This is a genomic window from Microbacterium sp. Y355 (assembly GCF_059445345.1).
In genome coordinates, this window is record NZ_JCAIUD010000001.1 from 180,566 (window position 1) to 202,904 (window position 22,339).

Annotated in this window: 22 protein-coding genes; 18 read left to right on the forward strand and 4 right to left on the reverse strand. The window is 64.8% G+C overall.

What is annotated here, in order from left to right; genetic code table 11:
• Position 1: 1 nt before the first annotated feature.
• From AC1C2O_RS00920 to AC1C2O_RS00965, 10 genes are all read left to right on the forward strand, one after another.
• Positions 2 to 2,344 carry an ROK family protein gene (locus AC1C2O_RS00920; protein WP_495428550.1) on the forward strand — a complete coding sequence of 781 codons (2,343 nt, stop codon included), beginning with the start codon at positions 2 to 4 and terminating at the stop codon, positions 2,342 to 2,344.
• Complete coding sequence (locus AC1C2O_RS00925; RefSeq protein WP_495428551.1) at positions 2,344 to 3,273, forward strand: ABC transporter permease; 930 nt, start codon at positions 2,344 to 2,346, stop codon at positions 3,271 to 3,273. The genes AC1C2O_RS00920 and AC1C2O_RS00925 overlap by 1 nt, the downstream gene beginning before the upstream one ends.
• Positions 3,266 to 4,156 (forward strand): ABC transporter permease, encoded by an 891-nt coding sequence (locus AC1C2O_RS00930; protein WP_495428552.1) that lies wholly within the window; start codon positions 3,266 to 3,268, stop codon positions 4,154 to 4,156. The genes AC1C2O_RS00925 and AC1C2O_RS00930 overlap by 8 nt, the downstream gene beginning before the upstream one ends.
• On the forward strand, positions 4,153 to 5,151 hold the full coding sequence (locus tag AC1C2O_RS00935; protein ID WP_495428553.1) for an ABC transporter ATP-binding protein: 999 nt from the start codon (positions 4,153 to 4,155) through the stop codon (positions 5,149 to 5,151). The genes AC1C2O_RS00930 and AC1C2O_RS00935 overlap by 4 nt, the downstream gene beginning before the upstream one ends.
• Positions 5,132 to 6,187, forward strand: a complete 1,056-nt coding sequence (locus AC1C2O_RS00940) for an ABC transporter ATP-binding protein (protein ID WP_495428554.1) — start codon at positions 5,132 to 5,134, stop codon at positions 6,185 to 6,187. The genes AC1C2O_RS00935 and AC1C2O_RS00940 overlap by 20 nt, the downstream gene beginning before the upstream one ends.
• Entirely contained in the window at positions 6,184 to 7,773 is a 1,590-nt protein-coding gene (locus AC1C2O_RS00945) for a peptide ABC transporter substrate-binding protein (RefSeq protein WP_495428555.1), read from the forward strand. Before AC1C2O_RS00940 ends, AC1C2O_RS00945 begins: the two co-directional genes overlap by 4 nt.
• An 88-nt stretch (positions 7,774 to 7,861) precedes the next feature.
• The gene (gene tdh, locus AC1C2O_RS00950) at positions 7,862 to 8,905 is read left to right on the forward strand and encodes an L-threonine 3-dehydrogenase (protein ID WP_495428556.1); all 1,044 of its coding nucleotides are present in this window, start codon (positions 7,862 to 7,864) and stop codon (positions 8,903 to 8,905) included.
• 24 nt (positions 8,906 to 8,929) lie between these two features.
• Complete coding sequence (locus tag AC1C2O_RS00955) at positions 8,930 to 10,108, forward strand: glycine C-acetyltransferase (RefSeq protein WP_495428557.1); 1,179 nt, start codon at positions 8,930 to 8,932, stop codon at positions 10,106 to 10,108.
• 60 nt (positions 10,109 to 10,168) lie between these two features.
• Entirely contained in the window at positions 10,169 to 10,789 is a 621-nt protein-coding gene (locus AC1C2O_RS00960; protein ID WP_495428558.1) for an ArsR/SmtB family transcription factor, read from the forward strand.
• A complete protein-coding gene (locus AC1C2O_RS00965) occupies positions 10,786 to 11,019 on the forward strand; it encodes a hypothetical protein (protein WP_495428559.1) in 234 nt (77 codons plus the stop codon). Before AC1C2O_RS00960 ends, AC1C2O_RS00965 begins: the two co-directional genes overlap by 4 nt.
• A gap of 5 nt (positions 11,020 to 11,024) precedes the next feature.
• On the opposite strand, the gene AC1C2O_RS00970 is transcribed toward AC1C2O_RS00965, so the two are convergent.
• The 3 genes from AC1C2O_RS00970 to AC1C2O_RS00980 are packed head-to-tail and all read right to left on the reverse strand — an operon-like array spanning position 11,025 to position 14,015.
• Complete coding sequence (locus tag AC1C2O_RS00970) at positions 11,025 to 11,240, reverse strand: hypothetical protein (protein WP_495428560.1); 216 nt, start codon at positions 11,238 to 11,240, stop codon at positions 11,025 to 11,027.
• Positions 11,240 to 13,819, reverse strand: a complete 2,580-nt coding sequence (valS, locus tag AC1C2O_RS00975) for a valine--tRNA ligase (protein WP_495431636.1) — start codon at positions 13,817 to 13,819, stop codon at positions 11,240 to 11,242. Before valS ends, AC1C2O_RS00970 begins: the two co-directional genes overlap by 1 nt.
• Positions 13,710 to 14,015: a cupin domain-containing protein gene (locus AC1C2O_RS00980; RefSeq protein ID WP_495428561.1), complete on the reverse strand. Its 306-nt coding sequence runs from the start codon at positions 14,013 to 14,015 to the stop codon at positions 13,710 to 13,712. The genes valS and AC1C2O_RS00980 overlap by 110 nt, the downstream gene beginning before the upstream one ends.
• On the opposite strand from AC1C2O_RS00980, the gene AC1C2O_RS00985 reads away from it, so the two are divergent.
• Genes AC1C2O_RS00985 through AC1C2O_RS01000 form a run of 4 tightly spaced genes read left to right on the forward strand, consistent with a single transcriptional unit; the run spans position 14,014 to position 18,912 of the window.
• Complete coding sequence (locus AC1C2O_RS00985; RefSeq protein WP_495428562.1) at positions 14,014 to 15,630, forward strand: ABC transporter substrate-binding protein; 1,617 nt, start codon at positions 14,014 to 14,016, stop codon at positions 15,628 to 15,630. The two genes, AC1C2O_RS00980 and AC1C2O_RS00985, sit on opposite strands and share 2 nt — an antisense overlap.
• A 41-nt stretch (positions 15,631 to 15,671) precedes the next feature.
• The gene (locus AC1C2O_RS00990) at positions 15,672 to 16,613 is read left to right on the forward strand and encodes an ABC transporter permease (RefSeq protein WP_495428563.1); all 942 of its coding nucleotides are present in this window, start codon (positions 15,672 to 15,674) and stop codon (positions 16,611 to 16,613) included.
• Positions 16,610 to 17,422: an ABC transporter permease gene (locus AC1C2O_RS00995; protein ID WP_495428564.1), complete on the forward strand. Its 813-nt coding sequence runs from the start codon at positions 16,610 to 16,612 to the stop codon at positions 17,420 to 17,422. The genes AC1C2O_RS00990 and AC1C2O_RS00995 overlap by 4 nt, the downstream gene beginning before the upstream one ends.
• Complete coding sequence (locus AC1C2O_RS01000; protein ID WP_495428565.1) at positions 17,419 to 18,912, forward strand: dipeptide ABC transporter ATP-binding protein; 1,494 nt, start codon at positions 17,419 to 17,421, stop codon at positions 18,910 to 18,912. Before AC1C2O_RS00995 ends, AC1C2O_RS01000 begins: the two co-directional genes overlap by 4 nt.
• Here the strand turns inward: AC1C2O_RS01000 and AC1C2O_RS01005 are convergent.
• Positions 18,909 to 19,559, reverse strand: coding sequence for a pentapeptide repeat-containing protein (locus tag AC1C2O_RS01005; RefSeq protein WP_495428566.1), 651 nt, complete (start codon positions 19,557 to 19,559; stop codon positions 18,909 to 18,911). The genes AC1C2O_RS01000 and AC1C2O_RS01005 overlap by 4 nt on opposite strands.
• A 39-nt stretch (positions 19,560 to 19,598) precedes the next feature.
• Here AC1C2O_RS01005 and AC1C2O_RS01010 point away from each other — a divergent pair, with 39 nt between their 5' ends.
• From AC1C2O_RS01010 to AC1C2O_RS01025, 4 genes are all read left to right on the forward strand, one after another.
• Positions 19,599 to 19,757, forward strand: a complete 159-nt coding sequence (locus tag AC1C2O_RS01010) for a YlcI/YnfO family protein (protein WP_495428567.1) — start codon at positions 19,599 to 19,601, stop codon at positions 19,755 to 19,757.
• Positions 19,754 to 20,446: a VOC family protein gene (locus tag AC1C2O_RS01015; RefSeq protein WP_495428568.1), complete on the forward strand. Its 693-nt coding sequence runs from the start codon at positions 19,754 to 19,756 to the stop codon at positions 20,444 to 20,446. Before AC1C2O_RS01010 ends, AC1C2O_RS01015 begins: the two co-directional genes overlap by 4 nt.
• Entirely contained in the window at positions 20,446 to 20,985 is a 540-nt protein-coding gene (locus AC1C2O_RS01020; protein ID WP_495428569.1) for a GNAT family N-acetyltransferase, read from the forward strand. Before AC1C2O_RS01015 ends, AC1C2O_RS01020 begins: the two co-directional genes overlap by 1 nt.
• Positions 20,986 to 21,208: 223 nt before the next feature.
• Positions 21,209 to 22,054 (forward strand): endonuclease domain-containing protein, encoded by an 846-nt coding sequence (locus tag AC1C2O_RS01025; protein ID WP_495428570.1) that lies wholly within the window; start codon positions 21,209 to 21,211, stop codon positions 22,052 to 22,054.
• The last annotated feature ends 285 nt before the right edge of the window (positions 22,055 to 22,339 follow it).

Genomic DNA, 22,339 nt, shown 5'->3' on the forward strand with positions numbered 1-22,339 from the left:
GGTGTCGGCAATCGACGTTAAGCTCATCGCCCTGTGCTTGGCGAGCCTCCGCGAGCGGGATCGTGCGACGATCTCGGATCTTGCCGAGAGCACCGGTCTGTCGCGACCCACGGTGACCGCAGCGCTCGGAGCGTTGATGGAATCCGGGCTCGTGATCGAGCACGAGGCACGTGGAGCATCCGGCCGTCCGGCACGCACCTTTTCGCCCATCGCGGGCTCGCCGGTCATCGTGGGCATCGATCTGACCCGCAGTGCGGTGCGGATCGTGGTCGCGGATCGCAACGGTCGCTCCCTCGGTCGTCAGGATTCCGAGGTCGCGCCGCCGACCACGGCCAAGCCGAGCCTCGCCCCGGTTCGTGCGCTGCTGCAGCAGACGCTGGAGCGCATCGGCCGCCGGCCATCCGACGTGGTCGTGATCGGTATAGCCGTCGCCGGTCTCATCGATGAAGAAGGAATGTTGATCTCCGCGCCGCAGATCATCGACTGGTCGGGCAAGAACCTCGTAGAGATGTTCACCGCGTACTTCGGCGCGCCGGTGGTCGTCGACAACGATCTGTCGCTCGCCGCCGAGGCAGAATCTCGCAACGGTGCGCTCACGGATGCGGACACCGGCGTTTACGCCCTCACCTGGCATCACGTGTCGGCGCGTGTTACGGCGGCAGGGCATGTTCTCCGCGGGCGCCGTGGGCGCGCGGGCGAGGTCGGTCTGCTCCGCGCCTTCAGTAACGTCGAGGTTCCCCCTGGGCTGCTGCTCGACGCGGTGCCTCAAGTCGCAGCACAACTGCGGCGACTGCGCGACGATCCAGCCGACCTGCGCGGCCGCGCGGCGCTGGACGCGCTGAGCGCGGCGATGACGCCCGCGATGGCCGCCCTGCTGCTCACCGTCGATCCCGACGTCATCGTCCTCGGCGGAGAGCTCGGCGAGTTCGCCGACATCCTTGCAGGGCCCCTCGCCGAAGGCATCCGTACAGCGGTCACCGGCATCGAAGCGGGACCTCGCCTCATCAGAGGCGGCGAACTGGGTGCGGATGCCGCAGCACTCGGCGCCCTCGGCCTCGCCTTCCAGAAGCATTCCCACCGCATCTACGGGGTACCGGATGTTCCGGCGCCCATTCTCACCATCGATCCGGAGCACGAACAGATGACCAGCGAGACCGTCCCCGAGACGTCCCCCTTCCGAGCTGCAGTGATCGGCATCGGCGCCCGTGCCGGGGTCGCCCTGCACGTTCAGACCGTCGGCGGAACGATCGTCGCCGCAGTCGATCCGGACCCGCGAACCCATGAGCGCGCCGTCAAGCTCTTCGGAGATGTCCCGGTGTTCGCCTCGGTCACCGAACTCATCGCCTCTGGTATCGAGGTGGATGGCGCCTTCGTGACCTCGCCGGACTTCACGCATGCGGACGTCACGGTTGAACTTCTCGAAGCAGGCATCGCCGCCTACATCGAGAAGCCGTTGGCGATCTCGATCGAAGATGCCGACCGGATCCTTGAGGCCGGATACCGCACCGGCACCAAGGTGTACGTCGGCCACAACATGCGCCACATGCAGGTCGTCCGGATGATGAAGGACATCGTTGACCGCGGCGAGATCGGCGAGGTCAAGGCCATCTGGTGCCGCCACTTCGTCGGGCACGGTGGCGACTACTACTTCAAAGACTGGCACGCCGAGCGCGACAAGGCGATGAGTCTGCTGCTGCAGAAGGGTGCGCACGACATCGATGTGATGCACTGGATCGCGGGGACCCCCACCCGGTCTGTGGTCGGCGTCGGTGACCTCGCGGTGTACGGAGATGTGCAATCGCGTAGGGACAACTCCGATCGGCGCATGGGCGACTGGTTCTCGATGTCGAACTACCCGCCCACTGCACAGCAGGACCTCAACCCGGTCATCGACGTTGAGGACATCTCAATGATCATGATGCGCACCGACTCCGGTGTGCTGATGAGCTACCAGCAGTGCCATTTCACCCCTGACTACTGGCGCAACTACACGGTCATCGGCACCGAAGGCCGCATCGAGAACTTCGACGACGACTCCGGGGGGGAAATTCGGCTGTGGAACGCACGCAGCGACTACCTCGAGAAGGGGCACGTGCGCTACCCGATCGAAGACGGCGGCGACGGCGGCCACGGCGGAGCGGACCCGCTCACGGTCGCAGAGTTTGTCGAGTTCGTCCGCAACGGCACGCCGACCCAGACCAACCCGGTCGCGGCACGCGACGCGGTCGCCGCCGGTGTCGGGGGTGCGCTGTCGATCCGATCGTCCTCTCAGCCCTTCGAGATCCCCCGGATTCCGGAGGAGTTGCTCGATTACTACGCCGCGCATCAGCCGGCTCGACGCTGATGCTTCGTTACTCGCTGCGGCGCATTCTGATGATGGTCCCGACCCTCATCGGGTCGACCTTCCTCGTTTACCTGCTGGTCTTCCTGATCCCCGGCGACCCCGTGCTCGCGCTGGCGGGTGGAGAGAAGCGTCTCTCGGATTCCACGATCGCTTCGATCCGCGCGCAGTACAACCTGGATGACCCTTTCCTGGTGCAGTACGGGAAGTACCTGTGGAACGTGCTGCACGGCGACTTCGGGCGCGATTTCAACGGCAATGAGGTGTCGACTCTCATCGCGACCGCGTTGCCATACACCGTGGTCCTCGCGCTGACGGCGTTCGCGCTCAAGCTCGTCATCGGTGTGTGCCTCGGCGTGTGGGCCGGACTTCGTCAGGGCAAGTTCCCTGACAAGTTCAATCTGTTCTTCACGATCTTCTTCCTGGCAGTGCCGGGCTTCATCATCGCCTATTTCTCCCAGTACATCTTCGGGATAAAACTGCACTGGCTCCCTATATCGGGGGTGCGGATGGGGTTCCCGCTCGCGTTCATCATGCCCGCCGTCGTGCTGGCTCTGGAGACGGCATCTCCGTTGGCGCGATTGAGCCGCACCAGCCTCGTGGACGTGCTGCGCTCGGACTACATCGTCACGGCGACGGCGAAGGGGATCAGCCCGCAGCGGATTATGTGGGTGCACGCACTGCGTAACGCCTTCATGCCGGTGGTGACATATCTCGGGTTGAGTCTCGCCGCGCTGCTCGGCGGATCGGTCCTGATCGAGACGATCTTCAACCTTCCCGGTCTCGGCGGCACACTCGCCCGGGCGATCGACACGCAGAACGGGCCGGTCGTCGTCGGCGTCTCCGTCTTCATGCTGCTGTTCTTCCTGGTCGCGGCTCTCGTCGTCGATCTGCTGTATCCGATCATCGACCCGAGGGTGCGCCATGTCTGAGTCCACCACCGCTCTGATCACGGCAAAGGCCAGGCGGGGCCGTCCTCGCAGCGGTCTGCGCAACCTCTGGAAGAGTCCGTTCTTCGACATCGCAGCGTTCATCATCATCGTGGTGGCGCTAATGGCGCTCGTGCCCGGTCTTTTCACTCAGATCGATCCGCGCGACTGCGATCTGTCGATGTCGCGCGTCGGCCCGGAAGCCGGCCACATCATGGGCTTCGACATTCAGGGCTGTGACTACTGGTCGAACATCGTCTATGGCGCCAGGACGTCTCTCGAAGTCGGCGTGTTCACTGCGGCGATCACTTTCGTCATCGCACTCATTGCGGGTTCGCTGGCCGGCTACTTCGGCGGAGTCGTGGACTCGGTGATCTCGTGGATCTCGAACGTGATCCTCGGGATCCCGGTCGGAATCGCCAGCCTGGTGATCCTTTACCAGTTCCGCTCGCGGACAGTGTGGACGATCGTGCTCGTGCTCGTCCTGTTCAGCTGGGCCGGGACCATGCGCTACATGCGCAGCTCCGTCATGCAGGTGAGGAACCTGGAATACATCCAGGCCGCGCGGGGATTGGGGGTCGGGCCGTGGCGAATCCTCCGCTCCCATGTGATCCCCAACGCAGTGACCCCGCTGATTGTGATGACCACCCTGTCGGTTGGCGCAGGGATGGCCGCGGAAGCGGGCTTCTCGATCCTCGGGGTCGGTCTGAAGCTCCCTGCGTTCTCCTGGGGCATCCAGATCGCCCTCGCCAGCCAGGACGGGAACTGGCAGATCGCTCCGCTGCTGATGTTCTTCCCCGCCCTGATGCTTGGTCTCACCACGCTCGCATTCGTCGTGCTCGGCGAGAGCCTGCGTGACGCCCTCGATCCGAAGGCCCGCCGATGACCGCCCTCCTCGAAGTTCAGAACCTGTCACTCGAATTCCGTTCGCAGGGATCGGCCCCGATCACCGCGTTGCAGAATGTCAGCTTCACCGTCGACAGGGGCGAGACGCTCGCCGTCCTCGGAGAGTCTGGATCGGGAAAGAGCATCACGGCGAAGGCGATCATGGGCATCCTGCCCAAGCCCGCGTCGAGGATCACCGGTGGTCGCATCATGTTCGACGGCGATGACTTGCTCACCCTCTCGCCTGCGAAGCTGCGCACCGTACAGGGCGCCCGCATCGCGATGGTGTTCCAGGACGCGCTCAGCGCACTCAACCCGGTGCAGACGGTCGCGACGCAGATCGCGGAACTCTACCGGGTGCATCAGCGTATGAGCAGGAAGCACGCGCTTACCGCTGCCATCGAGATGATGCGTGCCGTGCGCATCCCTGACGCCGCGAGTCGCGCGAACGACTACCCGTTTCAGTTCTCCGGTGGCATGCGCCAGCGCATCATGATCGCGATGGCACTGGCGCTGGATCCTGATGTGCTGATTGCCGATGAGCCGACGACCGCGCTCGACGCGACCGTGCAGGCGCAGATCCTGGATCTGCTGGGATCGATCACCGCGGAGCGCAGGATGGCGTTGCTGATGATCACCCACGACCTCGGTGTCGCAGGCCAGCTCGCCGACCGTGCGCTGGTCATGTACGCAGGGCGGGTCGCCGAGTCGGGACCGATCGGTCCGATGTTCGACAACCCGGCCCACCCGTACACCAAAGGACTGCTGGGGTCGATCCCGAGCGCCGCGCATCGAGGTGGCGATTTGCCGACCATTCAGGGACTTCCGCCGGACATCGGGCTGCGGCCACCTGGCTGCAGCTTCAACCCGCGCTGCGGATACGCGACGGACGAGTGCCGTTCCGAGACACCGCAGCTGGTGTCGTTCTCGACGGACAGGGCGGCCGCATGCCACCACAAGGAGGAGGTGCTCGCCGATGTCACTGTTGGAGCTTGATTCCATTCGCCGCTTTTACAAGCAGAAGCACACGCTTTTGTCTCGGGCGTCGCGCGCGCCGATCCGTGCCGTCGACGGCGTTGACTTCGTCGTCGAAGAGGGAGAGACGGTCGGGCTGGTCGGCGAGTCCGGGTGCGGCAAGTCGACCCTCGCCCGCATCATCTGCGGTCTCGAGGAGCCGAGTGAGGGGAGCGTTAGATGGAACGGCTCTGATGTGGGGAAAATGTCCCGCTCCGAGCGCAAAACGTTGCTGCATCGCGAGGTGCAGATGGTGTTTCAGGACCCGCACGCCTCGCTCGATCCTCGTCGATCCGTCGGCCAGTCGATAGCCGAGGGGATCACGACCCACGCGCTGCTTCCGGCCGCGAGGATCGACGCCCGCGTCGGCGAACTGCTCATCCAGGTGGGCCTCAACCCCGACCACGCGCATCGCTTTCCGCACGAGTTCTCCGGCGGCCAACTGCAGCGCATCGGCATCGCTCGCGCGCTAGCCGTCGAGCCGAAACTGCTCGTGTGTGACGAACCGGTCTCGGCGTTGGATATCTCAGTGCGCGCCCAGGTGCTGAATCTGCTCAATCGCCTCAAGCGTGAGCTCGGGCTGTCGATTGTGTTCATCGCCCATGATCTGGATGTCGTGCAGCACATGTCCGACCGCATCGTAACGATGTACCTCGGGAAGATCGTTGAGGAAGGCGACTGCGACGACGTCTACAGCGCGACAGCGCACCCGTACACTCGTGCGCTGCTCTCCGCCATTCCTCGCAAGCTCGCTCCGAACGAGCATCTCGAGCGCGTGGTGCTCGAGGGCGACCCGCCGTCGCCGATCGATCCTCCGGCAGGATGCCCGTTCCACACCCGCTGCTACACCGCGGTGGAGAGGTGTTCCACAGAGGTACCCCCGCTCGTCGCAGTCCCCGGTGGAGCATCAACGCACAAAGCATCCTGTCATCTCTCCGAACAGATCGCGCTCTCCCGCGTCGGTATGGTCTCCACGATCAAATTCACTTCCTCCCCCTCTGAAAGGAACGACTCATGACCCGTACGAGTAGTCGCATCGTGGTCGGCGCCATCGCCGTCACCGCGAGCGCCATGATGCTGACCGGCTGTCTCGGCCAACCCGCCGACAGTGACACCGCCGACGGTACGTCCTTCGTCGCCGTCAACAACGGCGAGATCGGCCGCATCACCGGGGCGCAGAACCCCGGCAGCCAGATCGGCATGGCGCTGTGCGAGCCGCTGACCGGCATCGAAGAGGACGGCAGCGTGTTCATGCGCGGCGCCGAGTCCGTCGAGAGCGATGATCAGGTGACCTGGAAGGTGAAGGTAGCGGACGGCCGGACATTCTCTGACGGCACGGAGATCACCGCGCAGACTTATGTAGACACGTTCAATTTCGTCGGGGCTGGCGCCAATGCGATGCCCTCCAACTACGCATACGGTCCGATCAAGGGGTACGAAGAACTCAATCTTGCCGACGGGGAAGCTACCGCGACGGAATTCTCCGGCATCACCGTCGTGGATGAGCGCACCTTCACGATCGAGATGTCGTCGCCGAACAACGACGTGCCGTTCATCCTCTCGCAGCTGGCGTTCTGCCCGATGCCGGAGAGTGCCTTCGCCGACCCGCTCGCGTACGACAAGGATCCGATCGGAAACGGCGTCTACGTGCTGGAGTCGCTCGACCCGCAGGTGGAGGCGGTCCTTAGGAAGGACCCGAACTACCAGGGCTGGGTGCCAGATGGCGCGGCGGACGAGATGACCTTCCGGGTGTACACCGACACCAACACCTCGTATCAGGATGTCGTGGCCGGAAATGCGGATGTGCTGCGCAGCCTGCCGCCTGGACTGATCGCGCAGGGTCGGAACGCCCTGGGCGATGCGGGTCTGACGGCCATCGATCGCAACACGCTGCAGACGTACTTCACCTGGCCGACATATCTGGACGAGGCATTCCCCATCGAGGTGCGCCAGGCGTTCTCGATGATCGTCGACCGCGAGAGCATCTCGACGGATCTGTTCAAGGATGCAACCGTGCCGGCGGGCTCACTGATGCCCAACTCCGTCTCGGCCTACCGTGAAGACGCGTGCGGCCAGTACTGCTCCTTTGACCCCGACGCGGCGAAGGCACTCATCGAGGAGTCCGGTTTCACGGGAACCATTCCGCTCAACTACTCCTCGGCCAACACCACTGATGCTGCGACAGCGCTCGCTATCTCGAACTCGGCCAAGGAGATCGGTCTCGACGTCGAGCCGAAGCCGGTCCCAGCAGCGGCGCTCTCGGAGACGATCAACGCCTACGAGTTGGACGGCCCCGTCATCCAGCTGTGGGGCTCGTCCTTCCCTGCCGCGTCCGAGTGGATCGCGTCCGTGCACGTGGACGCGAACTATCGTCTGCAATATGACGACCCCGAGGGTGTCGCCCTGGTGAATGCCGCGCTCGCCGCAGGCACGACCGAGGAAGCCGACGTGCTCTGGCAGCAGGCGGAGGATCGTATCCTCGCCGACCAGGTCATCCAGCCGCTGTACCAGCAGGTGATGTACATCGCCCACACCGAGTGCGTCACCCCGCACGCGGCCGGTGGCGACATGCAGATCTACCGCACCGAGGTCACCTGCTCCTGAGCAGGCCTGTACTAACTGCATGGTGGCCGGGGCGGGGCGATCTCTGTCCCGGCCACCATGCGCATCGGAGCATGAGAAGGATGAGGCGATGAAGGCTCTGTTTAAATCTGGTCCGAACGAGGGCTTGGCACTCGTGGATCGTCCCGATCCGGTCGCAGGCCCTGATGAGGTCCTCGTCCGCGTGCTGCGTACCGGGATCTGCGGGACCGACCTACATATCCGTCGCTGGGACGACTGGGCGGCGTCGGAGGTGCGCGCCCCTCTGATCCCCGGCCACGAGTTCTACGGCGAGGTTGTCGAGGTCGGCCCGCTTGCGCACGACATCACGATCGGTGACCGTGTCTCCGGTGAAGGGCACATCGTGTGCGGCATGTGCCGCAACTGTCGGGCGGGACGCCGTCAGATGTGCATCCGGACCATCGGGCTGGGCGTGCATCGCGACGGCGCTTTCGCCGAGTACCTCACCCTGCCCGCGGCGAACGTGTGGGTGCACCACTCCGACATCGAACCGGAAGTCGGTGCGATCTTCGATCCGCTCGGCAACGCCGTGCACACCGCGCTCGCGTTCCCCCTCGTCGGCGAAGACGTGCTGGTCAGCGGATGCGGTCCGATCGGTCTCATGGCGATCGCTGTGGCGCGGCACGCCGGTGCGCGTTTCATCACCGCGACGGATGTCAGCGCGCCGCGACTGGAGCTGGCGACGCGGATGGGCGCGGACCAGGTGGTCGACGTGTCAGCCTCCGACGTCCGAGACGCGCAGAAAGCTCTGGGAATGAAGGAGGGGTTCGATATCGGCTTCGAGATGAGCGGTGCCGCTGCCGCGCTACCGACCATGATCGACAACATGAACCACGGCGGACGCATCGCCATGCTGGGCCTTCCCAGTGCGCCGTTCGGAGTGGATTGGGGCAAGTTCGTCACGCACATGCTCACCATCAAGGGCATCTACGGACGTGAGATGTTCGAGACCTGGAATGCGATGGGAGCGATGCTGCAGACAGGCCCGCTGCTGAGGCAGGCCATCGGGCGCATCATCGCCGATGTGATCCCGGCGTCGGACTGGGAACAGGGATTCGACGCCGCGGCATCGGCCGGCACCGGCAAGATCATCCTCGACTGGACGCGGCTCTGAGGCCGCGAGAGAAGGAGAACACGCATGTACGGAGCATTCCGTGAGCACATCGGGACGGAGCTCACAGCCATCGAAGAGGCGGGGCTCACCAAACATGAGCGAGGCATCCTGGGGCCACAGAGCGCCGAGATCGTCGCAGACGGCGCCGAGGTGCTGAACTTCTGCGCGAACAACTACCTGGGCCTCGCTAATGATCCTCGGATCATCCAGGCGGCGAGGAACGCACTCGACGAATGGGGCTATGGGCTCGCAAGCGTGCGCTTCATCTGCGGCACGCAGGAGCAGCACCTGGAACTGGAAAGACGCTTGGCCGCGTTCCTCGGCACCGAGGAGGCGATCCTGTTTTCCTCGTGCTTCGACGCCAATGGCGGCGTCTTCGAGACGCTGTTCTCGGCGGAGGACGCCATCATCTCCGATGAGTTGAACCATGCGTCGATCATCGACGGCATCCGGCTGTCGAAGGCGCGACGGCTGCGCTACCGCAATCGCGACATGGCTGATCTTGAAGACCAGCTGAAGGCGGCGGCGGATGCGCGGTTCCGTGTAATCGTCACGGATGGCGTGTTCTCGATGGACGGCTACATCGCGCCGCTGGCCGAGATCTGCGATCTGGCGGATCGATACGATGCGCTCGTGTTCGTCGATGACTCGCACGCCGTGGGCTTCATCGGCGAGCACGGACGCGGTACGCCGGAACTGTGCGGTGTTGAGGACAGGGTCGACATTTACACAGGGACGTTCGGCAAAGCGCTGGGCGGAGCCTCCGGCGGCTACGTCGCTGCCCATCGTGACATCGTTGCTCTGCTGCGCCAGCGCGCGCGGCCCTATCTGTTCTCGAACACGCTCGCGCCGTCGATCGTCGCTGGCACGCTCGCGGCCCTGGATCTCATCGACGGCTCTGCGGCGCTGCGGCGGCATTTGCGCGAGAACACCGAGCTGTTTCGCCGTCGAATGAGCGATGCGGGATTCGATTTGCTGCCGGGGGAGCATCCGATCGTGCCGGTGATGTTCGGCGACGCCGCCGTCACGGCCCGAATCGCGGGGGAGATGCAGAATCGAGGGATCTATGTGACCGCCTTCAGCTTCCCGGTCGTGCCGCGTGATCGCGCGCGGATCAGAGTGCAGCTCTCGGCTGCGCACACTTCGGAGCAGGTTGAGCATTGCGTGGCCGCCTTCGTCGCTGCGCGCGCCGCCGTGGAGTGACCGGCACTAGCATGCAAAGAAAAGCTTGCAAAGAAACCTTTGCAAAGGTATCTTTGCATTATGAACGAGAACGAGAAGCTCCCCGCAGCATCAGAACGCCGCGTCCTCGACGCTGGCGCTCTCCGTGCACTGTCGCATCCGCTGCGGGTGCGAATCTTCGACATCCTTGCCCAGGAAGGCCCACAGACGGCAAGCACGCTCGCTGAGATTCTGGGGGAGTCCTCCGGAGCGACCAGTTATCATCTTCGATCCTTGGCGAGTCACGACCTCATCCGTGAGGTTGAAAGTGACCGCGGTGGGCGTGAGCGGTGGTGGGAACGACCCACGGGCGGCATCGTCTACGACTCGCGCGCCGTGCAGGGCTCACCCGCCGGAGAGGCGGCACTGCAGGTCGCCGTTGCCGAAGCACTTCGCCGGCGCCATGACGAGCTCATGGAGTTCTTTACAAGCCGCATCGACAAGGAGTCCGCCGAGTGGGGCGATGCGAGCAAGTCGGTGACGAGTGGCATCAGCATGACTGCAGAGCAGACCATCGATCTCACGCAGAAGATCGAAGCTCTTATCGATGAGGCATCGGAGAAGTATCGCAATCAGAAGGGCGAGGGAGTACGACGCGTCAGTGTGCGCGCCGACATCTTCCCGCTCAAGACCCTCACAACGAAGAAGGAGTCCTCATCATGAGTGCCGTGGTCATCACCCGTACGTACCCCGTGCCTCGCGGTGCGAACCGTATCGAACGCGCCTCGATTCGACTCGCCGCGGCGATGGCTCGCTGGGCCACTGACCGCGCAGAGCGCCGGCAGGATCGTCATGAAGCGATGCTGGCCTCGATCAAGGATGAGCAGACGCGCAGGGCCGACCCACGCGCGACCGATCATGCACTCGCGCAGATGGGCATGCGGTTGCGCTGACTGCGTCAGTCCTCGAACGGGCGAGCGATCACTTCACCGGATGCGGTGAGGAAGACTTCCCAGCCAGCATCGAGCTCAGCGATCGGTCGACCTTCAAGCCAGGTGAGCGTCCAATGACCTTCGAGACCCTGAGCCTCAACATCGGCAATGGCCGGCCGCAGGACGGCGGGAACGGATGCCGGAGCATCCGAACCTGCCGCCCAACGAGTACCCAGCTGCATCAGGACTCCTCGGTCGGCGGGACATCGGCCGGAGCCAGCTCGATCTCAGTCACGGCCAGTGTTTCGCCCTCGACCAGTTCGAGGTCGGTGATTCGGCCGACGGCGCGCAGGTCGTCGGCCGCACCGCGCAATGCCTCGAGCGTGGCTGCCGGCGCCGCGATCACGGCACGCGAGACCGGCGTCTTCTGCGAAGCCTTCGCCTCGGTCTTGGCGCGACGGATGCCGATCAGCGCGGCGCTGGCTGCGGTGAGCACGGCGGCGTCGCCCTCGGAATCGAGCGGCTCTGGCCACGCGGCAGTGTGGATCGAACCCTCCTCGAACCAGCTCCACGACTCTTCTGTGGCGAAGGACACGACCGGGGCGAGCAGACGCAGCAGCGTAGACAGGGCGATCCGCAGAGCGAGCGCGGCGGAGGACTGTCCGACGTCGGTCTGGTCGTAGGCGCGTTCTTTCACGAGTTCGAGGTAGTCATCGCAGAACGTCCAGAAGAACGACTCGGTGATCTCCAGTGCACGGGCATGATCGAAGGAGTCGTACGCCTTCGTGGTCTCACGCACCACCTCGTCGAGGGTGGCGAGCATCGATGCGTCGAGTGCGTGCGTCACCTGCGCGCCCTCTGGCACCGGGAACGAGAGCACGAACTTCGCAGCGTTCAGCACCTTGATCGCGAGACGCCGGCCGATCTTCATCTGAGTCGGGTTCTGCGGGTCGAACGCGGCATCCACACCGAGTCGGCTGGATGCTGCCCAGTAGCGGACGGCATCCGAACCGTGCTTCTCGAGGATGTCGGCCGGGGTGACGACGTTGCCCTTGGACTTCGACATCTTCTTGCGATCGGGGTCAACGATGAAGCCGGAGATCGAGGCATGCTTCCACGGCGAGCGGCCGTCCTCGAGCGTTGAGCGCAGCATGGTCGAGAACAACCAGGTGCGAATGATGTCTTGTGCCTGCGGGCGCACGTCGAACGGTGCGACGAGGTTCCACAACTCTTCGTCGCGCTGCCAGCCGCCGGCCAGCTGCGGGGTGAGCGAGGATGTCGCCCAGGTGTCGAGAATGTCCGTCTCGGCCTCGAAGCCACCGGCCACGCCACGCTGCTCGGCCGTATAGCCGGCAGGCACATCGCTGGTCGGGTCGACGGGCAGGGATGCGGCATCCGCCATGATCACGCGGTCGAAATCGCGCTCACCGTTCTCATCCAGGCCGTACCAGACCGGGAGCGGCACGCCGAAGAAGCGCTGACGCGAGACGAGCCAGTCGCCGGTGAGACCGCCGACCCAGTTCTCGTAGCGCACGCGCATGAAGTCGGGGTGCCACTGCAGCTCGCGACCGTGCTCGATCAGCTGATCGCGCAGCTCTTGATCGCGTGCACCGTTTCGGATGTACCACTGACGGGTCGAGACGATCTCAAGGGGGCGGTCGCCCTTCTCGAAGAACTTCACCGCGTGGTTGAAAGGCTTGGAAACCTCCAGCAGTTCGCCGGACACTTCCAGGAGTTCGACGATCTGCTTACGAGCGCTGAACACCGTCTTGCCGGCGAGCTCCGCGTATGCGGCCTGCCCGGCATCCGATTCGATTGCTTCGGGGGCGTCCGCGACCACGCGGCCGTCAAGGCCGAGGATTGCGCGGATCGGCAGGTCGAGTTCGCGCCACCAGATCATGTCGGTGACATCACCGAACGTACACACCATCGCGATGCCGGATCCCTTGTCCTTCTGCGCGAGGTGATGCGCGAGCACCGGAACCTCGACATCGAACAGAGGAGTGCGCACCGTGGAACCGAAGTACGGCTGGTAGCGCTCGTCGTCGGGGTGCGCCACGAGCGCGACACATGCCGCGAGCAACTCTGGGCGCGTGGTCTCGATGTTGATGTCGCCCGAGCCGTCGCTCTTGTGGAACGCGAGCCGGTGGAATGCGGCCTGCTGGTCACGATCCTCGAGCTCTGCCTGCGCGATGGCCGAACGGAAGTCGACATCCCACAGCGTCGGCGCGAGAGCCTGGTAGGCCTCGCCGCGCTCGTGGTTGCGGATGAAGCCGAGCTGGCTCTGGCGGATCGTCTCGTCGGAGATCGTGCGGTAGGTCTGTGTCCAGTCGACGCTCAGCCCCATCTGGCGGAAGACCTCTTCAAACTGCTTCTCGTCTTCGATGGTGAGCTCTTCGCACAGGGCGATGAAGTTGCGGCGGCTCACCGGCAGCTGGTCAGCGGCCTTGAGGCTCTTCGCGTCGCCGTGGAAGGGAGGGACAAAATCAGCGTCGTAGGGGAGCGTCGGGTCGCAGCGCACACCGTAGTAGTTCTGCACGCGACGCTCAGTCGGCAGGCCGTTGTCGTCCCAGCCGATCGGGTAGAAGACGCTCTTGCCGCGCATGCGCTCGTAGCGCGCCTTGATGTCGGTGTGCGTGTAGGAGAACACGTGGCCGATGTGGAGAGAGCCGGATGCCGTCGGCGGAGGCGTGTCGATTGAGTAGACGCCTTCACGACCGAGCTCGGCGGCGCGCACGCGGTCGAACAAGTACGTGCCCTGCGCGGTCCAGGCGCCATCCCACTTTGTTTCGAGACCTTCGAGTGCGGGCTTGTCGGGAATCTGGTTCTGTGCGGGTGCCGACATGGAGGTCTCCTTGAACGATGTATGCGGCACTGTGTGAGCGTGCCTGAGTGTGGGGTGTGTTGACCATTCTAGCCAAGAGCATCACGGCGGAAGGCGACCGTAGTTCGACCCTGTCCAACAAAGCCCGGCTAGACTGGACCGACCCCTTTTCATCTTTCCTGAGGACTCGCATGCCCACTCAACTCGTGCGCCGTATTCTGTCAATCACTGCGCTCACCGCCGCCGGAGCTCTGGCGCTCAGCGCCTGCGCCGGCCCCGCGGGTGAGAACACTGCAGAAGGTGGCGGCGAGGTCGTCTGGGCGATCGAAGGGGCAAATCTCTCCGCCGGTCACATGGACCCGCAGACCAGCCAGCTCGATGTGTCGAGCATGGTCCAGCGCGTCGTGCTCGACTCGCTGGTGTTCCAGGAGGCCGACGGCTCGTTCTCGCCGTGGTTGGCCACGGACTGGACGTCGGACGACAGCACCACGTACACCTTCAATCTCCGCGAAGATGTCACCTTCACCGACGGCGAGCCCTTCAACGCAGAAGCGGTGAAGGCGAACTTCGACCGCATCGCCGACCCGGAGACGGCATCCGCCCAGGCGGCGAGCATGCTCGGCGGTGAGTTCTACGCCGGCACTGAGGTCATCGACGAGTACACGGTCGAGGTCAGTTTCTCGCAGCCGTATGCGCCGTTCCTTCAGGCTGCGAGCACACCGCTGCTTGGCTTCTACTCACCTGCGGTGCTGGAGAGCTCCGCTGACCAGCTCAAGGCCGGCGGCCCCGGCATCAACGTCGGCACCGGTCCCTTTGAACTCACCGAGTACACGCCCGACCAGGAGCTCGTCTATACCAGGAACCCTGATTACGCGTGGGGACCGGATGGCGCGGAGGCTGCGCAGTTCGAGACGCTGCGAGTGCAGATCCTGCCTGAGGCTTCAGTGCGCACCGGTGTCGTGGAGAGTGGCGAGGCAGACCTCGCCAGCAACCTGCCGCCGAACCTCGCCGTCGAGCTGCCCGACACATTGACGGTCGATGCGAATGAGTATCCAGGCCTCCCCTTCTCGCTGTACCTGAATGAGGCCTACGGCGTCTTCGCCGACGAGAGGGTCCGCCAGGCATTCGCCCGGGGCATTGACATCGATGCCGCGGTGGAAGAGATCTTCTTCGGCCAGTTCCCGCGCGCCTGGAGCATCCTCGGTGGGGCGACCCCCGGATACGACGCCGCGCTCGAGGGCAGTTGGCCATTCGATCAGGATGAGGCGAACCGCCTGCTGGACGAAGCCGGGTGGACCGACCGTGGCAGTGACGGCATCCGTATGAAGGACGGTCAACGCCTCTCGGTGCGCTGGATCTCCTATACGCCCGTCTCAGACGACAACTCGGCGCTCGGCAACACGATCCAGTCAGATCTTGCCGACATCGGCTTCGAAGTTGTACGTGAGGTTCTCGAGCCTGGTGCGTACAACGAGCAGTATGGACCGAAGACGTTCGATCTCACGGACTGGGGCTTCTCAGGTGTCGACGGCGACCTGCTGCGCAGTCACCTGCACACCGACGGTTTCCAGAACGCCTCGCAGGTGAGCGACCCTGAGATCGATGCTCTGCTCGAGGAAGGCATGGCCACGAGCGATGTTGACGAGCGCGCCACGATCTACCAGAAGCTGCAGCAGTGGAACGCGGAATACACTGCGATCGTGCCTCTTTACAGCCCTTCGCTCATCACCGCCGTGAACGACACCGTCTCGGGCCTTGAGTACGACTTGTATGGCCGTCCGCTGTTCTACGAGGTCACGGTCGGCTGAGAGCCGAGTGAACTGAGCGGCAGCGTGAACTGATTAGCAGAGTGAAACGCCTCCTCATCCGGATCGCGGAGCTCGCGGCATCCGTCGTCATCGTTCTCTGGGGTGCGGCGACGCTCGCGTTCCTCGCCTTTCGCGTCATACCGGGTGATCCTGTCTCGGTCATGCTCGGGCCGCAGGCCCAGGTGAGTGAGGGCGTGAAGGATGGCATCCGGGCGGAGTTGGGCCTCGACCGGCCACCGCTGGAGCAGTACCTGTCGTACCTCGGCCAGCTTCTGCAGGGAAATCTCGGCGAGTCGTATCAGCTGCGGATGCCGGTGACGGAGGTGATCGGTCGCCAGCTCGGATCGACGTTGCAGCTGACGGCGCTCGCGCTCGTGATCGCCGTGGTGCTCGCCCTCACCGTGGCACTGTTCGTGCGGGGGAGGGTGTCGCGCGGCATCGTTGCCAGCATCGAGCTGATCGTGTTGTCGTCCCCGGTATTCTGGATCGGTATCCTGCTGCTCAGCGTGTTCGCATTCGGTCTGGGCTGGTTCCCGGTGTCTGGGACACGCAACCCTACGACGATCGTGCTACCGGCGATCACCCTCGCACTGCCGGTCGCTGCCCTCCTCGGCCAGGTGCTGCGAGACGGCATCGAAGCGGCCGAGCGCCAGCCATTCGCGACGACCGTACGCGCTCGCGGCGCGGGTCAAGTGCGACTGACCGCGCACCACACGCTGCGGCATGGTGCGGCCGGCGCACTCACTCTCACCGCGTACCTGATCGGATCATTGCTGGGCGGTGCGGTGCTGGTCGAGACGGTGTTCGCGCGCCCTGGTCTCGGGCGCGTGACGCTCGCGGCGATCACCGATCGAGACCTGCCGGTCATCACCGGAATCATCCTGTTCAGCGCTCTGGTGTTCGTGATCGTGAATCTCGTTGTCGAGTTGCTTCATCCGCTACTCGATCCGCGGCAGCGCCGCGCGAGGGAGGCATCTGTATGAGCACCTCTCGACGAGTACTGCTGTGGGCTGCTCTGGCTGTGCTCGCCGTCGTGGCGGCGATGGCGCTGATGCCGCAACTGATCGCCACCCATGATCCGTTGCGCACCGATGTGCGCGCCGCGCTGGAGGCACCGGGTGCAGCGCACCTGTTCGGCACCGATCAGAGTGGGCGCGATGTCTTTTCAAGGGTCGTCTATGGCGCGGGGCGTTCGGTGGGGATCGGACTGCTCGCGACGAGCCTGGCACTGGTGATCGGGCTCATCGTCGGTTCGCTCTCCGGCATCGCGCCGCGAGCGGTGGATGCCACGGCGATGCGCATCACCGATGTGCTGCTCGCCTTCCCTGAGTTCCTCGTCGCGCTGGTAGTCGTGGCGATCCTCGGGCCGGGGCCCGTGAACGTCGCGATCGCCGTGACGATCGCGGCCGTGCCGGTGTACGTGCGGCTGGCGAGAGTGCAGACGCGCTCGCTGGCGCTCGCTGAGCATGTAGAGGCCGCCCGCATTCTCGGGGTGCGCCCGATGCAGGCGTTCACGCGGCATGTGATTCCCGGCGTGCTCGGTTCGCTCAGCGTGTTGGGGACGATCGGGATCGGCTCCAGCATCCTCGCGGCCGCCGGCCTCAGCTTCCTTGGCCTCGGACCGATCGAGCCGTCCCCGGAGTGGGGTCTCATGCTCTCGGGTGGACGAAATGTTCTCGGGACGGCGTGGTGGATTGCTGTGTTTCCCGGCATTGCGATCACCCTGACCGTCGTGTCGGCGACCATCGTCGGCCGCACGCTGCGTGCGCGGGCAGAGGGGAGGACCTCATGAGTGCGTTGCGCGTCGAAGGTCTTTCGGTCACGATCGGTGGGGCGTTCCTTGTCGAGAACGTGTCGTTCGAGATCGCACCGGGTGAATGCCTGGCAATCGTGGGGGAGTCGGGTGCTGGCAAGTCGCTGACGGGCTCGGCCCTGCTCGGGCTGACTCCGGATTCGGCGCGAGTCACGGCAGACGTGCTGATGGTCGATGGTGTCGATGCGCGGGGCTTCTCGGATGCAGCCTGGCGGGGACTGCGGGGCAACCGCATCGGTCTGGTCTCGCAGGATGCCCTGGTGTCGTTGGACCCGCTGCGCCGTATCGGGGCCGAGGTTGCCGAACCGCTTGTGATCCACACGCGGTTGTCACGCGGCGAGCGCCGAGTGCGCGTGGTGGACCTGCTGAAATCGGTGTCGATGCCGGATGTCGCTCGTCGCGCCGCGCAATATCCGCATGAGCTTTCGGGCGGGTTGCGTCAGCGCGCGCTGATCGCCTCGGCGCTCGCCGGTGAACCGGCCGTGCTTGTGGCGGATGAGCCGACCACCGCTCTGGATGCCACGGTGCAGGCGCGGGTGTTGACACTGCTGCATGCGATCGCGGATGCCGGGACCGCCATCGTCTTCATCAGCCACGACTTCGCGGCTGTGCGTCGGGTGGCGGATCGCGTGCTCGTGATGCGATCCGGGCGTGTGATCGAACAGGGCACCGTGGCAGATGTGCTGGATGCTCCGCAGCAGGACTACACGCGCGAGCTCATCGCCGCGAGCATCCACGAGCCTCGTGCAGATCGGTTCGGGCTTGGCGAGTCAGTATTGGCTGCTGTCGAAGTCTCCAAGGCCTTCTCCGGTGTACCTGCGGTCGACTCGGTGTCGTTCACTCTCCTGAAAGGGCAGACGCTGGGTGTGGTGGGGGAGTCGGGATCGGGAAAGACGACCCTCGCACGCATGATCGTTGGTGTTGAGGAGCCCGACGCCGGGAGTCTCCGTTGGCACGGGCAGCACCGCGTGCAGCTCGTGCATCAGAACCCCCTAGGCGCGTTCGACCCGCGGTGGACAATCGGGCGATCACTGCGGGAAGCGCTTGAGGCGGGTGGGGTTCCGCGCTCGGCGCGTGCAGCGCGTGTCGCAGATCTGCTGGCCGAGGTGGACCTCTCGCCGGACCTGGCAACGCGTCGTCCCGCCCAACTGTCGGGAGGACAGCGTCAGCGGGCGGCGATCGCACGAGCGCTCGCCGCAGATCCGGATGTGCTGGTGCTCGACGAACCGGTGTCGGCGCTTGATCCCTCTGTGCGCGAGAAAGTGCTCCAGCTGCTGCGGCGCCTGCAGCGCGAGCGTGAGTTGACCATGATCTTCGTGTCGCATGGCCTTGATGTGGTCGCGGCGGTTGCTGACGACGTCCTCGTGATGCAGGACGGTGTGGTTGTGGAGCAGGGGCCCGTGGCCGAGGTGTTCGCGGCGCCGCAGCATCCGTTCACCCGAGAATTGCTCGCGGCATCTGGGGACTAGTCCTTGATCTGGATGCCCAGCCCCGCAGCGATCACCGGGGCGAGTTGCTCGATTTGATGCGTCGTCAAAGTCGTACCGCGCAGGCTGTTGGCGTCGACGAAAGCTTCGGCGTCGAGCCCGCGTAGGTCGACGTCTTTCGCGCGCAGACCGCGCGGGTCGACCTCCTGCGTACGGCATCCGTCGAACGCCATCCGCGTGATCTCTGCCTGGGGTAGATCGAAGGTGCGGATGGTGGAGTCCGCGATGAGGATGTCGGTGCCCTTCGCGCCGCCCAGCGTCAAGTAGTCGATGCGCACGTCCCGGATCTCGAGTTCATCGATGCGTGTGCCGCTGAGATCGAGGGTGCCGATGCGGCCTCCCTGGATGCGCAGTCGGCGGATACCAGCGTTACGGAGCGTCATGGATGCGACGCGTAGGTCCTTCGCGTCGACATCGAGGATTGTGGCTCCGGTGAGGTCGATGCTGTCCGCATCAGCGGTGACGGTGCACTGCTCGAGTGTCGCGTGGGCGAGGTTGACATCGCCGACCAAATCGAGGGCCGCTTGCAGGAAATCCGCACCGCGGGAGGGCTGGGCGGGTTCGAGGTGCCGCGGCAGGTCCGGCTCGGAGATGCGAGGGGGTGCGGGAGAATCGGTAGCTCGGGCCATGCCTAAAGGATATCCGCCCGCTGATGCTATATTGCTAGCATGCAAGCAAATGAGTCCGCGGAGAAGAAGGCGCAGTTCAACGTGTACCTCCCGCCGGATCTGATCCGGGAGGCCAAGCACCGCGCCATCGATGAGGGCGTCAGTCTGTCTGCGCTCGTCGAAGCCGCGCTGCGCGGATACCTGGAGGAGCAGTCATGACAGTCGTTCAACAGATCCTCTACACGGAGCAGCCTGCTACCTGGTGGAAGCTGGCCGAGTCCCTGGGCTTCGTCGCGCCGTTCCCACCGGAGCTGGCATGGGCAGAGTTCCACGCCGACGGCGTGCTTGCCATTCACGGTGTGGAAGTCGCTGCTGCGCATCGCCCCGGTACGACCGATATCCATCTCAATGTCGTTGATCTGGATGCCGCGGCATCCGCTCTGTCTGGGTTCGTGACCGAGCGCATGACCATGGATGGTGTGGGAGAGATGGTCATCGTGCGTGCGGCATCCGGTATCTCGATCTCGGTATCCGAGGGCGCGGTCCAGCGCGGAGTAGGCGATATCGCCGTGCAGCCGACCTGGTTTCAGGAGGACCTCGCCGAGCCGCGGGCGATCCTCGAAGCGCTCGGGTTCCGGGCCGGAATCGTCGCGGATCGCGGCGGCTGGATCGAGATGCTCTGTGACGGCGGCATGGTGGGCTTGCACGCGGGCGAGCCCAGGATTGGCCTGTCGTTCGAGGCGCGCGGCGACCTCGACGCGCTGGCTACGCGATTGCAGGATGCCGGATTCGCAGCATCCATCGTCGACGAGGCCTTCGCGCGAACGATTCGGATCCCGAATCCAGACGGCGACGATGAGGTCTGGATCAACAGCGTGCAGGAAGACCTGCACGGGTACCACCGCTGATGGCGTTCGAACGCGATCTCGGAGGCGGGATCACCCTGGCTCTGCGGACACCGGAGATGGCTCGTAAGGTTCGCGATGTCGCAGCCGTGAACATCGAGCGCCTTCGGTTGTGGGAGCCATGGGCTCATTCCTTCGACCCTGACGGCGTGGAGGATGAATGGAATCGTGACCAGCTTCGGCGTTTCATCGACGGCACTGCGATTCCCACGGTCGTGCTGCGCGATGGTCGACCGATCGGGTCGGTGTCGGCGCGGATGGACCGGTACTCCGCTACGGGCGAGCTCGGCTACTGGATCGACGCTGATGCGGAGGGGCAGGGGATCGTGCAGCGCGCGTGTCAGGCGCTCGTCGACGACATGTTCTCCGGCGGCATCGCCCGCGTGGAGATCCGCACTGCCACGCACAATCGTCGCAGCATCCGCTTGGCCGAGCGCCTCGGCTTTGAGCATGAGGGGACGCTGCGCAGCGCGTTGCCAGTCGGGGATGTCCGGCACGACGTCGCGGTGTACGGGCTGCTGCCGCGGCGTTCGCGCGGCTGACACCGGGGGCTCGTGCGTCGTGACACCGTGCGCCCCGCTCGGAGATGTGCAGCTTCCTCGGACGAATTCGCGCAGACCGTCCGAAGAAGGCGCACATCTCCGAGGCTGGCGCACGCTCTCGCATGCGCTCATTCTCTCTGCACATCGCAGAGCACGGTGTAGTTGTGCACAGAACGCGTGATTTCGGGGTCTACGTCAGCCTCAATCGTCAGAGAATGACCGGATGCTGCTGCGCACGGTCCCCGATCTTGTCCAGCTCGTCACCGAGCAGGCGGGTGTGGCGCGCGTCGAGTATCTGAGACTGCAGGGGGCCGGGCGTCGTGCGATCGACGGCGCGCTGCGCGACGGCAGACTCGTCCGCGTGAAGCGAGGATGGGTAGCCACGCCAGATGCCGATCCTGTGTTGGTTGCTGCTGCCCGTGCCGGCGTGGTCGTCACCTGTCTGTCGCGAGCTGCACGGCTGGAACTGTGGGTGCACGAAGCACCAGAATTTTTTCACGTCGGCGCTGATCCCCACGGGGCCGGTGGAAAGACGGAACGAGCGCACATCCACTGGTCGAAGCCGCTCGTGCCGCGGCATCCGGATGTTCTGGAAGACCCGATCGAGAACGTTCTCGCCCTCGTGGCGGAGTGCGAGCCCTACGAACGGGCCCTGGCGACCTGGGATTCTGCGCTCAATAAGGGGCTCGTCACGTTGGCAGCGCTCGCGGGGTATCTCTGGAGGCCTCAGGCTCGCAGGTTGCTCGCTGATGCCACGCCGTTCGCGGATGCGGGGCTGGAGACATATCTGCGTCCACGATTGCGCTGGCTACGACTGCCAATCCTCATACAGACATGGATTGCTGGACACCGGGTGGATGCTCTGATCGGGGAGCGGCTTGTCATCCAGATCGATGGTGCAACTCACGTCGGTGCGCAGCGCAGCGAGGACATCCGCCATGACGCTGAGCTACGACTGATGGGCTATCTCGTCATCCGCATCAGCTATCAGCAGATGATGTTCGACTGGGCTGGCGTGCAAGATCTGATCATGCGTGCGGTCGCGCAGGGGCTGCACCTCGCGAAGTGACTCCCAGCGGCTGGAGGAACGCGTACCGCTTGCTCGGAGATGTGCAGCATCCTCGGACGAAATCACGCAGAACGTCCGAAGAACGCGTACATCTCCGAGTGAGCCGCACGTACGCAGGCGAGTGAGCCGCACGCATGCAGGCGAGTGGGCCGCACGTACGCGGCACGAGAGCGCGGAGCCGCGTACAATGGATGCACACGCTTTGATCCGGCCATCACCGGGGAGCACTCGGAAGAACGCAGGCAACTGCAATTAGAACCGAGCGGGGCAGGCCCGTTATCGCCG